The sequence below is a fragment of the Fischerella muscicola PCC 7414 genome (assembly GCF_000317205.1).
Lineage (GTDB): Bacteria > Cyanobacteriota > Cyanobacteriia > Cyanobacteriales > Nostocaceae > Fischerella > Fischerella muscicola.
Genome location: NZ_AJLK01000188.1, coordinates 19,848 through 33,212 on the forward strand (window position 1 = coordinate 19,848; position 13,365 = coordinate 33,212).

Below are 13,365 nucleotides of genomic sequence, written 5' to 3' on the forward strand. Positions count from 1 at the left end.
ATATCTGCTCAGGTGAGACTTGACTTGATTTTATTAAGAAAAATAACAAAAACAAATGCTTTTCCGAAAATAAGACTCATCAATCTGGATTTATACTGAAAAATATAATATATATGCATTTTCTTTTAAAAAATCTTATATCTTATATATTTACATCAGGTGTGAAATGAACATGAAATTGAGTTTATTTGTCCAAGTCCTGAGTGCAATAGCAATCACACTAAGTTCTACTGCAATTAATGTTCAACCCAGCTATGCTCAAAAAAGTAAATTTTTCTGTGGTATGAGCAGGGGTAATCCAGCAACCATCGTTAACACCGATAGGGGCAATAAACCAATAATTAGCTGGGTTGATACGGCTTTCCCGCCACCTTGGACGCCTTGGCAACGCTGTGAGGCAATATCTGATCGGTTTAATCGATTTTATGAAAACGGTACACTGAAGTTTATCAGAGCGGGAGAACTTAAGCATCAACCTGTGTTGTGTGTTGCTAGTTATAGTGGTGGGCCTTGTTTGCCTAATGGGGTATTAGTCACTCTTAAACCAGGAACAAACCCCCAGCTGATTCTATATCGGTTGCTGAATAAATCGGTTGGTGGTGGTGGCAGAATCATTGAACTCACAGACAACAATAACAATGTGATTTCCAATGTCGATAATGCCTCCTATCTTGATGTCCAAAAGCTGATCGGTGAGGAAAGTGAATTAGGACAATGCCCATCGGGAACACCTATGTGGGAATGTTGAGGAAATCGTAAGGTAAACCAACATGGATTGGCGCTTATTAACTATGGTTGCCTGTATTGGGGGTTTATCAATTTTGTTACCAGTATTAGCACCACTAAGTTCTAAAGTTATAGTTGAACAACCCTCAAGTCAAGGTTCGACAAAGGAACTACAGCATTTAGCTCAGTCCATTACAGTCAAGATACTTGCGGGAGGCTTTTTAGGTTCAGGGATTCTGATTAAAGAACAAGGTTCTGTTTATACTGTAGTTACTAATGCCCACGTGCTTATTTCGGGAGATCCTCCCTATAGAATTCAAACGCCCGATGGTCATGTGTATAAAGCAAAACTTCCCAATCAAGTACAGAAAGTGGATGCTACTTCTTTGAGGAGCAAAGATTTAGCGATTTTACAGTTTTACAGTCCTAGTACCAGATATACTGTAGCATCCCTTGGCTCGGCATCAAGTTTGACTGTGGGGAATCAAGTGTTTGCTGCCGGATTTCCATTTAATGTTGAGGGAACCCAGGATGTAGGTTTTGTTTTCAAAGCAGGTAAGGTTTCCTGGGTTTTAGACAAAGCCTTAGAAGGTGGCTATCGTATCGGATATACCAATGATATTCAAAAGGGTATGAGTGGGGGGCCCTTACTAAATCAGCAAGGAAAGGTAGTGGCTATTAATGGAATACATGCGGAACCTCTGTGGGGCGAGCCTTATACTTATCAAGATGGAACCGAGCCAGAAGCATCCCTACGAAAACGAATGAGTAAATATAGCTGGGGTATTCCGATTGAAACGTTTGTGGAATTAGTGTCACCATCTTTGATAGATTGTGACTCCAGATTTTCATTCACACAAAAATGCGATCGCAAGCTAGTAGTTTATCGCATTGATGATGAAAGGTAAATTGGCGTTGCATATTTGCAGGATGATTTTATTTTCTCTGGTAACTATAAAATTATTTCTTGGCGTTTTTGGCGTCTTGGTGAGTCCACTTGCCGCTCTTGGCGGTCTCCGTCACGTAGGCAAGGTGGCGTAGATCAAGGTAAGAGTACCCGGAGGGCGGTTTATTCTTCATCCCCATTTTATGCAACGCCGGTAAATTTGTTCTTAGTGAGGACTTTAGTCCTCTGAAATTATTTAAAATTTAAGCACTAAAGTGCTGACTACAAACCTTCCCGATTCCCAATCCCCAATCACCTATCCCCCTTTTTAGGTATGAAGTGTTCTTATGCTCTTCCGGCAGCGCTATTTGGTGTAGCCATTGTATTCATACAGCCTCAAATCACCGTAGCATTATCTCCCAAACAGGTTAGTGATATTGCTAAACAATTTACCGTTCGCATAGATGGAGAAGGTATTGGCTCAGGGATAATTTTTGAACGCAAGGGGGATAGATATTTTGTTCTCACTAATCGCCATGTTGTTTATAAAGATGGGAGATACGAAATTCTTGCCCCCGATGGCGATCGCTATCCAGTTTACTATAGCCAAGAATTGCCCGGTTTGGATTTAGCAGTATTAGAGTTTATCAGTCCAAAAGATTACAGTACTGCCAAGTTTGGTAACTCTGATCAATTAACAGAGGGAATGACTGTTTATGCAGTGGGTTGGGCTAAAATACCAGGTTTGGATCAACCCACTTACCAGTTTACTAAGGGAGACATTCGCAGTCGTTTGCAAAAACCAGATGAAGGTTATGCCCTAGTTTATGACAACGAGGCAATACCAGGAATGAGTGGGGGCCCTTTACTCGATGAAAATGGTTTGGTAGTAGGTATTAATGGGCGAGCCACGGTTCCTGATGGTTCCACAGGAACTGTTTTGCGATTGGGAATTCCTATCAATATATTTGTAGCTACCAAAGGCAATTTGAGAACGCTAACAATCACCCAACAACCACCAATAACCCTTCGGGTTCGCCAGTCCCCCTACCCTTACCTTAAGCCACTTCGTGTCTACGTGACGGAGACCGCTTTTTGGGGGGCTGGTCTCACCAACACTCAACAACCACCAACAACAACCAGCAACCAACAACCAACAACCAACCATCAACAAATAACCACCAACACCCAAAAACAACCAACAACCAACCATCAACAAACAACTACTAAAAAACAACCAAGTGCCGAAAGTTTGATCAGTTTAGGTGGAGCTAAAGCTCAAAAAGGAGACTATCAAGGAGCTATTGCCGCCTATGAAGAAGCTTTACAGATTAATCCGAGTCATCCTGATGCTTACTTTCAAAGGGCTGTCGCTTACTACGATCTCAAGAATTATCAAGCAGCATTTGAGGATTTAAACCAAGTAGTTCGCCTAACTCCTAATAGTCCTGTTGCTTACATGAACCGGGGTTTAACTCAGGATCTCCTCCAAAGAAATCAGGAAGCTCTTAAAGATTACAGTAAAGCTATTAGCCTTAATCCTAATTATGCAGCAGCTTACTTAAACCGAGGAGCTATCAAAAATGAACTCCAAGACTATCAAGGAGGACTATCTGATTTAAATCAAGCAATTAACCTCAAAGCTGACTATGCTCTTGCTTACTTAAATCGGGGTGATTCCTACATTGGTCTTAAAGATTATAAAAGAGCGATCGCTGATTTAGAAGAGGCTATTAGACTTCAACCTAACAATGCTCTTGCTTACTCCAGAAGGGGTTTTGCCTATAGACAACTCCAGGAGTATAAAAAAGCAGCTTTGGATTACAATATGGCGATCGGCATCCAACCAGACTTCGCCTCTGCCTATTTTGGTAGGGCTTTTGTCCGTCGCAGACTGCAAGATGATCAAGGCGCCCTTGCCGATTACAGCAAGATAATTAGTATCACTCCAGAATTTGCAGAAGCTTACTACAATCGTGGTCTGATTTACCGGGATTTAGGAGATAATAAAAAAGCTATTGTAGATTTTCAAAAAGCGGCTAGCTTATATCAACAACAAGGAAAAAGCGAATATTACCAAGACGCTATTCAAAGAATTAGAGAACTACAAACTAAGAGGTTATTTATAAAGTCAAAATAAAATCACTGTAGAGTGTGTTAGGCGCGTATTTAATATTATTTTTCACGAAAAACATGATTTGAGCTACTAACGCACCGCCCATAACATGGTGCGTGATAGCAAAGCCATAACGCACCCCAATTAAGATTTTCTGTAATTTATATCAAATAACTAATAAATTGTTAACGAATTAATCATTGTTTGGGCTATTTCTAAATATTTGTCATATTCACTTTCTTCTGCTGTATAAGTAATTATGTAGACTTGATTATTTTTTAAAGTCCAAATTGTCAACCTTTTAATATTATATCCTTCTTCTTTGCCACTATAAATTACTTCATGAGCAGGTAAATTTGATAGTTTAGTAGGATGGGAATCATGAATTCTAGCATTATTCAGAAATTGGACTATTTCATTAACAGACAAATTTGTATATTCCACTAAAGAAGTAGGTTCTTTCAAATTTTCAACATTGATATTTACCTCTGCTGTCAATTTATTGGTGCTACCTCTTGAGCGTGGCCAAAATTTAACTACATCTCCGGTAAATGGATCTCCTATTTGTTGAAGCTTCCAAGATTGCGGATATTTTATCCTCACGCTATAGCTAGGATTCTCATAAATGGAGAATTCTATATCTGCTGGTGAATATTGCTCTTGTGGGTTGAATATTTGTATAATTTGTGGAGTTGCCAAAACTGCTATAAATAAAATGCTAGCAAGTAGTAATAATGGTTTCGCAAATTTTTTGCTTAGTCTCCACTTTTTAGTACTCTTGATATCTGCAATAGCTTGTAAAACTTCACTTGCAGATTGGTAGCGATCGCGAAAGTCATAACTTACCATTCTGTCTAAAATATCTATGAGCTGAGGTTTAATATGTTTAATATTGATCAAACCTCGCCAAAGAATTTTATTAGTATCGGGATGTCTTGGTAGGTGATCAGGCAAAATGCCTGTAAGAGCTTGGATAGCAATTAACCCTACAGCATAAATATCACTATTAAATTTTGGTTGCCCACTATTTTGTTCACACGGCATATAACCAGGAGTACCAATAGCAATTGTTTTTCCTTGCAAGTTGGCAGCCAAGGCACTAATTTGTTTAACTGCTCCAAAATCAATTAAAACTAACTTATTGTCAGTAGCACGTCTGATTAAATTAGCAGGTTTAATATCCCGGTGGATAACATTTTGCTGATGGACATACTTGAGTATATTTAATACGTCCTCTAAAAAGTCGATGACTTTTTCTTCACTCCATTTGCTACCCGTTTTTAGTTCTAGGTTAAGAACATTACCTTCTATAAATTCCTGAACTAAATAAAAATCTTCATTTTCCTGAAAATGGGCTAAAAGTCTTGGTATTTGCTCGTGGTTGCCTAATTGGTAAAGAACTTGCGCTTCCTGCTCAAATAAACGTTTAGCCGTCTGTAAAATAAACGGATCGGTAGACTTGGGTTTGAGCCGCTTGACTACGCAATAAGGATTACCAGGTAAATCCTTATCTTTAGCCAGATAAGTCTCAGCAAACCATCCTTTTCCTAATTCTTTAATGATTTCGTAGCGCCCTCGGAGGGTTGTTCCTAACATTCATTTGATCCAGGGTTTACACATCTTCTGGTTTGAAAAGAGGGAATAGGGAGTGAAGAAAGGTCATTTTCATGCTTTTTTCTGGGACTCTCCTGTAAATGATTAGCTTGCCAACCAGTTAGTTTAGCTTTGACACATTATGATTTGCTAGTTTTAGCAGACGGCGGATGGTTATTTTTTCAACTAGGCAATATTCAAGTTCAATATGCGATCGCTGCTCAATTCTGATATATTACCTAATTTAGCAGAATTTATATAAGTCAAAAAAATGGGGTGTCATAGCTAACTAGATTTAACGCTTAATCTCCAATCACTTGAAAATTCAATTTGCTCCCTATCTCAACAAGTATATACTTAAACTTTCGTAATGTATAAATATAACCCAACAGGTTCACTCAAGCGATGATATTAGGCTGGGTAGAGCGCGAACGTTACCCAACAAAGCGGTGAGAATGTTGGGTTTCGTTCCTCAACCCAACCTACACAAAATTAGGTTTTTGACTCTAACAGAACCTGATTGAAATATAACCTCACAATTTATAGATGCACTAATTTATAACAAAATATGAAGCATTAACTGTTAGAAAAATGTTCGTATTTATACATTAATTTTACTAAAGCCATCTTGTATAGAAAGATATCAACGATGTATAGTCATCCATAATAATCTGTCAAACGACATCTTAATATCAAGTTCAAATAATTAGCTGTTATTAACAACACAGCTATAGCTGAGTAATGGAGATTGAACAAGTCCTTAACTCAGTAGCTCTTACCTTTTCTATAAAGTAAGAGTAAATTTTGAATTGCTTTTTTGTAGTGTGGGGTTTAACAAAATGATAGGAAAAAAATATTTACTTCTGAGTGGTGCTTCAGCAATTTTGTTGTTTCTATCAATAACTACGGCTGAAGCTGTTGAACAGCCAATACTAGAAGAAGATACTCTACAATCTACTCACACAAATGTAGCTCAATTAAGTAAAAAAGAATTATTTCCTTCAAAGAAAAAACAAAGAGGAAATTCCTTTGATTGGATAGAACAAAATACTACTCTGCAATCAGATTTAAATGATGCAGAACAATCAAAAAACCGGATGGCTGATGTTTCCCAACTAAAAGATGACGGCAATACGCCAACAGACAGCATCGAACAAGTGACATCGGTGTCCCAATTATCGGATGTGCGACCAACTGATTGGGCTTTTGCTGCATTGCAATCTCTTGTAGAACGGTATGGCGTAATTGCTGGTTATCCAGATGGCACCTTCCGAGGCAATCGTCCGATGACTCGCTACGAATTTGCTGCGGGATTAAATGCAGCCTTGGACAAGATTAATGAACTTACTGCTGCTGGTGCAGAAGATAAAGTTCGTAAAGAGGATTTAATAACACTGCAAAAACTACAAGAAGAGTTTGCCACGGAATTAGCAACATTACGAGGTCGTGTTGATACTCTAGAAGCGCATACAGCAGAACTAGAAGCGAATCAATTCTCGACAACTACAGTACTTGGGGGAGAAGTAATTTTTGCAGTGTCGTCTGCTTTTGGGGGTGATCCACCGGGAGGGTGTAGAATCTTCCCTGATGATCAGGGGTACTTTTTCGACACATTAACTGGTGGGAGAGGTCCTGGAGACCGTAATGATGATGATGAGGTTGACTGTGGAAATAGAAAAGAAGCATCAAGAAACACTGTTTTCTCTCACCTAACACGCCTCGGATTACAAACTTCATTTACTGGTAAAGACGTTTTAAGAACTTATCTAACTACTGGTGATTTTGATAACGGTGGTTTTACAAATCCCGAGTCACTTAATACCTATATGGCTCGGTTTTCTCACCAAGCAGGATTAAATAACCAGGTTTTCTTAGACTTACTGGAATATCGATTTCCTGCTTTTAATGACAAAGTTGTATTCTCTGTTATTCCCTTTGGGTTTGAGTTAAGCAGTGTTCTCAGTGCTAATTCTCCATACTTTGATACAGGTAGAGGTTCAATTTCCCGTTTTGGACAACTCAATCCAATTTTAAGAATAGGCGGGCCAATGGATGCTGGGGTAGGTTTTGATTGGACAATTGCCGATCCTCTCAGGTTACAAGTTGCCTATGGTACTAGAAATAGTAGTGACACAGAAACAGGATTTATCGGTGCAGACCACAGTGCCCTTGGTGTACAGTTAGTGGTGAAACCTACTGAAAGGATTCTGACAGGCATATCTTACGTAAATGCCTATTCCAGTGATGGCTCTTTAGGAACATATACTGGTAGCGTTAACGCTGAAACTGCTGGTTTGTGGTCTGGTTCATCGATTCCCAGTGATGAATTTAATAGTCCAGGAGTCCCTTTGGAACAACAGCTGAACGCTCCATCTGGCTTTGGTCCGTGTTGTGGTAATTATATTGGAGATTTACCAGCACAAATAAATGCTGTTGGTGGTAGCTTCCAATGGCGCGTAACAGATCAACTAACTTTGGGAGCATGGGGAGGTTACATGTTCACCAATTTCTTGGAAGCGCTCCCTAATGATAGTGTATTGGGTGACTCTGCTGGTAAAAAGCCTTATGGTACTTCTGCTACATACTTGTTTTCTGTGGGAATTTCAGATCCATTTGGTAGGGAAGGCGATTTATTTGGTTTCCTGTTTGGAATGCCACCAAAATTAGTGTCTGCGGGGCCTGAAACAGATGGTACGCCAGTACCATTTTTTGAACAAGTAGTCAGAGAAGAAGAAGCGACTCCGGTAACAGATAATAATGATAACCTCAACACCAATTCAGAATTCACCACCGATGGACAGCGAACTGAAGATCCAGGTGTATTACCTAAAAAAGTGGGAGTTAAAGATAAAGCGACTTCCCTACACTTTGAAGTTTTCTACCGCTTTAGAGTAAGTGATAACGTCTGGATTACACCTGGCTTTTTCGTGGTTACAAATCCAGGGCATATTGCTGATAACGACACGATTTTCGTCGGTACTCTCCGCACAACCTTCCGCTTTTAAAGCGTGTTTGTAAAAAACTAGAGTGACAAAGCTTGCTAGAGAAACTACTTCTCCAGCAAGCTTAGCGGGACTTTGATGGAATTTTATAGTTATTCAACCTGATTAATTTGCCATTAGCGTAACTCACAACCATAATGAAAGCCAATCCGAGCATGATATTGAAGTGAACAAAGCTCGGAAAAATTCTGCGTCTCGCCTCATCGTCTAAAATCATCAACAAGTTTTTCAGCTACGTGAGTCTACCAAGGCAATACCCAGCAGTCTTTTGGGAACATAACATACAGCAAATTTTTAGGATGAAACCTCACAAATGAATATGTGAAAATTTCCCCCTCAGTCTCTTATCCCTACCTTCAACGCCCCTACTCCAATCCTAGCCTGACTGCTTCACTCAATAGCCCAACCTTAATAATGAATTTATGCCAAAATCTGGCGTCGTTCAGTGCTACTCTTGAAAATGACATAGCTTAATCTTAAGTCTCTTACGACCCTATCTGAAAATATAGCTTCAATCAATAGACTCAGCATGGTCACCACAGCAGAAAAAACAAACATTGGTTACATTACCCAAATCATTGGGCCGGTTGTAGACGTAAAATTCCCTAGCGGAAAAATGCCACCAATCTACAACGCTTTGCAAGTCTCAGGCACTAACGAAGCTGGACAGAAAATCGCAATTACCTGCGAAGTACAGCAACTGCTTGGTGACAACCAGGTGCGGGCTGTGGCTATGACTTCCACCGACGGCTTAGTACGTGGTATGGAAGCTGTCGATACTGGCGCTCCCATTAGCGTACCTGTTGGTAAAGCCACCCTGGGTCGGATTTTCAACGTCCTGGGCGAACCCGTAGATAATCAAGGGCCTGTCAACACTGAAGAGAAACTGCCCATCCACCGCGCTGCTCCCAAACTCACGGAACTGGAAACCAAACCTTCCGTGTTTGAGACTGGGATTAAAGTTGTTGACCTGCTGACTCCCTACCGTCGTGGCGGTAAGATTGGTCTGTTTGGTGGTGCAGGCGTCGGCAAAACCGTGATCATGATGGAGTTGATTAACAACATCGCGACTCAACACGGTGGTGTGTCTGTGTTCGCCGGCGTGGGTGAGCGCACTCGCGAGGGCAATGACCTCTACAACGAAATGATCGAATCTGGGGTTATCAACAAAGACAACCTCAACGAATCTAAAATTGCTCTCGTTTATGGTCAGATGAACGAGCCACCCGGAGCCAGAATGCGTGTTGGTCTGTCTGGTTTGACTATGGCAGAATACTTCCGGGATGTGAACAAGCAGGACGTACTGTTGTTTATCGATAACATCTTCCGCTTCGTACAGGCTGGTTCTGAAGTATCAGCGCTGTTAGGACGGATGCCTTCTGCGGTGGGATATCAGCCGACATTGGGTACAGATGTGGGTGAACTCCAAGAGCGCATCACCTCCACCAACGAAGGTTCTATTACCTCTATCCAAGCTGTGTATGTACCTGCGGACGACTTGACTGACCCCGCACCAGCTACTACCTTTGCTCACTTGGATGGAACCACTGTATTGTCTCGTGGTCTAGCAGCGAAGGGAATTTATCCGGCGGTAGATCCTCTGGGTTCTACTTCCACCATGTTGCAGCCTAACATTGTTGGTGATGAACACTACAACACTGCTCGTGCTGTCCAAGCAACTCTACAGCGTTACAAAGAATTGCAAGACATCATCGCCATTCTGGGTTTGGATGAATTGTCGGAAGATGACCGTCTAGTTGTAGCACGGGCACGCAAAATCGAACGCTTCCTGTCTCAGCCGTTCTTCGTAGCAGAAGTATTCACCGGTTCTCCTGGTAAATACGTGAAGTTGGAAGACACAATCAAAGGCTTTAACATGATTCTGTCTGGTGAGTTGGATGACCTGCCAGAACAAGCATTCTACATGGTTGGCAGCATTGACGAAGCCATTGCTAAAGCTGAAAAACTCAAAGGGTAATTAGTTAGTGGTTGTTAGTTGGTAGTTAGTGGTAACAACTACTAACTACTAACTACTAACTACTAACTACTAACTACTAACAAAGGACATATGCCATTAACCGTTCGTGTAATTTCCCCGGATAAAACAATCTGGGACGCTGCCGCTGAAGAAGTAATTTTACCTAGCACAACTGGGCAGCTAGGTATCCTCACCGGACACGCACCACTATTGACTGCTTTAGATACTGGTGTAATGCGAGTACGTCCTAGTAAAAATCAAGGCTGGACACCCATCGCGCTTATGGGTGGATTTGCTGAAGTTGAAGAAGATGAAGTAACCATTCTGGTTAACGGTGCTGAACGTGGTGACAGCATTGATCTTGAAGAAGCCCGTGCTGCTTTTAACGAAGCCCAAACTCGTTTAAATCAGGTCCCCGCAGGCGATCGCCAAGCTCAAATCCAAGCCAACCAAGCCTTTAAACGCGCCCGCGCTCGTTTTCAAGCTGCTGGTGGTATGGTATAATTAGTGACCCGGTTTCTTTCAGGAACCGGGTTTTTATATTTTTGAGAAAGCGAACACAGATGCACACGGTGCAAGGCGATGGGTTTTGCGTGTGCTTTGGGTTATTGAGTAAATTTTTATCAAAATTAGAACAAGTTTAAGAAATTAGGGGAATTCTGGGTGGAGTGATACGTTAGATAATTAGTTGCCCAGAGGGGCAAATATATGGAAGGCTCACAAGATTCCTCTAATAGAAGTAAGCAAAATAAAATACTTCGTTTCGCTGCATCTGTAATTACAACTTTGACTCTAGCTGGTAGCATTAATACTGCTAGTGCCAATCCGATTCAAAAGGCTACTCCTCAAGAATTGACCTCAGTCCCAACCCAAATTCAGCAAACACAACCAACGACGGTTCAACTTTCAGCTATATCACCTTGGGGAATTATCCCCTTTATTGTCGCGGGTGGGGTTGTGGTCTTTGTCCCCCTGTTTTTTGGCGGACTGGTTGTGATTGGTGAACGAGAAGTTGGTATTGTTATTAAAAAATTTACGATCTCCGGACGTGGACTTCCTGCTGGCCGCTTAATCGCCATGAATGGCGAAGCCGGCTTACAGGCTGATACTCTGGCTCCTGGTTGGCACTGGTTTTACTGGCCTTGGCAATACTCGGTGAAAAAAGAGCCAGTGGTCGTTGTTCCCCAAGGTGAAATTGCCTTGATTGTAGCGGAAGATGGCACACATACCCCACCCGAACGTATTTTAGGCAAGGTAGTTGAATGCGATAATTTTCAAGATGCCCGGAAATTCTTGACTAATGGCGGGGAAAAAGGGCGACAAATGGGTTTTCTCACAGCTGGTACTTACCGAATTAACACTGCTCTATTTAAGGTGATCACAGCAGCCAACGCCGGTAAACACGGTATGAGTCCAGAACAGTTGCGGGTGTATCATGTTGCAGGTGACAAAGTTGGTATTGTCACTACCCTAGATGGTCTTCCTATTCCTGGTGGTGAAATTGCAGGCCCGGTGATTGCCGCTCATGATAACTTCCAAAATGGACAAAGATTCATTGATGGTGGTGGACGTCGGGGTTTACAAGAACAGATTTTGCTTTCTGGTTCTTGGAACTTGAACCCTTGGTTTGTTCAAGTTGAGCAAGTGCCAATGACGGAAATTCCCATCGGCTATGTGGGTGTGGTGATTTCGTTTGTTGGTAAGGCGCACGAAGATGTGAGTGGTGCAGCTTTTACCCACGGTAACTTAGTGAACCCTGGACACAAAGGCGTGTGGATAGAACCTTTGTATCCAGGTAAACACCCAGTCAATACCCGCGTCATGAAGATTGAGTTGGTTCCAACAACTAACATAGTTTTAAATTGGTCAACTCGTACGGAACGCCATAATTATGATGCCAAACTTGATTCTTTAACAGTGCGTTCTAAAGATGGGTTTGCTTTTGACTTGGAAATTGCCCAAATTATCCACGTTGGCGCTTTGGATGCTCCCAAGGTGATTTCTCGGGTGGGTTCGATGCAGAATTTAGTAGACCATGTATTGGAACCTACAATTGGTAACTATTTCCGCAACTCAGCCCAAGATTACACTGTGTTGGACTTTCTCAGCGCTCGTAGTGAACGGCAAGCAGAAGCCGCCGATTATATTAGAGTAGCGCTGCGGGCTTATGATGTACAAGCGATCGATACCCTGATTGGTGATATCCAACCGCCAGCAACCTTGATGCAAACGCAAACAGACCGGAAGATTGCCGAAGAACAACGTAAAACCTTTGAAGTCCAACAGCAGGCGCAAACTCAAAGGCAACAACTGGTAAGGGAAACAGCTTTGGCAGATATTCAACAAGATATGGTGAAGTCTGAGCAGGGTGTAAAAATTGCCGAACTTAAAGCTCAAGCTGATATCCAACAAGAAGCGGTGAAATCTGAGCAAGGCGTGAAAATTGCCGAACTCAAAGCCAATGCCAAAGTTAAAGAGACGACAGGTGAGGCTGAAGCAATTCGTTTAAGAGCTGACGCAGAAGCTCAATCTTTACGCCTCAAAAGCCTTGCTGAAGCCGAAGCCATCCGCGCCACAGGTAACGCTAAAGCAGAAGCTTACCGTGCAGGTGTAGAAGCCTTGGGTTCACAGGGTTATACAGCCATGCAGTTGATGCAAATTATCGGCGATCGCCACGTCCGCCTCATCCCCGATGTGTTAGTTGGTGGCAATAATGGCACTAGCAATAGTTTGGTGGATGGGTTACTTTCCATGATTTTATGGAACCAAACAACTAAACCAGGTGAAGTCATATCACCCTTGCAGGCAAAATCACCAGTTACCGAACCACAACCAGTTCAACCAAATGGTAATTCACCTGTAGTTGTCGATTTTCCATTAGATGGGAATGCTTTGGGGTAGTTAGTTGTTAGTAGTTGGTTGTTGGTTGTTGGTTTTTATCCACTATCCACTATCCACTAACCCTACCCTTACCTTAAGCCACTACCCTGCCTTAAGCCCGTAGGGTACTCTACCCTACGCTCACGCCTTACGGCGTACGAGAAGCCGCCCTTCGCCCGTCTAC

At 41.9% G+C, this 13,365-nt stretch carries 8 protein-coding genes; 7 read left to right on the top strand and 1 reads right to left on the bottom strand.

Features of this window, described 5'->3' with window-relative positions; genetic code table 11:
* The first annotated feature begins 172 nt into the window (after positions 1-172).
* The 3 genes from UYI_RS0129225 (at position 173) to UYI_RS0129240 (ending at position 3,752) form a co-directional block, all read left to right on the top strand.
* Entirely contained in the window at positions 173-748 is a 576-nt protein-coding gene (locus UYI_RS0129225; RefSeq protein ID WP_016870236.1) for a COP23 domain-containing protein, read from the top strand.
* Between the two features lie 22 nt (positions 749-770).
* Positions 771-1,634, top strand: a complete 864-nt coding sequence (locus UYI_RS0129230) for a S1 family peptidase (RefSeq protein ID WP_016870237.1) — start codon at positions 771-773, stop codon at positions 1,632-1,634.
* A 312-nt stretch (positions 1,635-1,946) separates the two neighbouring features.
* Entirely contained in the window at positions 1,947-3,752 is a 1,806-nt protein-coding gene (locus UYI_RS0129240; protein ID WP_016870239.1) for a serine protease, read from the top strand.
* A 150-nt stretch (positions 3,753-3,902) separates the two neighbouring features.
* Here UYI_RS0129240 and UYI_RS0129245 read toward each other — a convergent pair whose 3' ends face one another.
* On the bottom strand, positions 3,903-5,324 hold the full coding sequence (locus tag UYI_RS0129245) for a serine/threonine-protein kinase (protein ID WP_016870240.1): 1,422 nt from the start codon (positions 5,322-5,324) through the stop codon (positions 3,903-3,905).
* Positions 5,325-6,160: 836 nt separating this feature from the next.
* Here UYI_RS0129245 and UYI_RS0129250 point away from each other — a divergent pair.
* From UYI_RS0129250 to UYI_RS0129265, 4 genes are all read left to right on the top strand, one after another.
* Positions 6,161-8,326 (top strand): iron uptake porin, encoded by a 2,166-nt coding sequence (locus UYI_RS0129250; protein ID WP_016870241.1) that lies wholly within the window; start codon positions 6,161-6,163, stop codon positions 8,324-8,326.
* Between the two features lie 526 nt (positions 8,327-8,852).
* The gene (gene atpD / locus UYI_RS0129255; RefSeq protein WP_016870242.1) at positions 8,853-10,301 is read left to right on the top strand and encodes a F0F1 ATP synthase subunit beta; all 1,449 of its coding nucleotides are present in this window, start codon (positions 8,853-8,855) and stop codon (positions 10,299-10,301) included.
* A 90-nt stretch (positions 10,302-10,391) separates the two neighbouring features.
* Complete coding sequence (gene atpC / locus UYI_RS0129260) at positions 10,392-10,805, top strand: ATP synthase F1 subunit epsilon (protein WP_016870243.1); 414 nt, start codon at positions 10,392-10,394, stop codon at positions 10,803-10,805.
* 204 nt (positions 10,806-11,009) lie between these two features.
* On the top strand, positions 11,010-13,202 hold the full coding sequence (locus UYI_RS0129265; RefSeq protein ID WP_016870245.1) for an SPFH domain-containing protein: 2,193 nt from the start codon (positions 11,010-11,012) through the stop codon (positions 13,200-13,202).
* Positions 13,203-13,365: the final 163 nt, after the last annotated feature.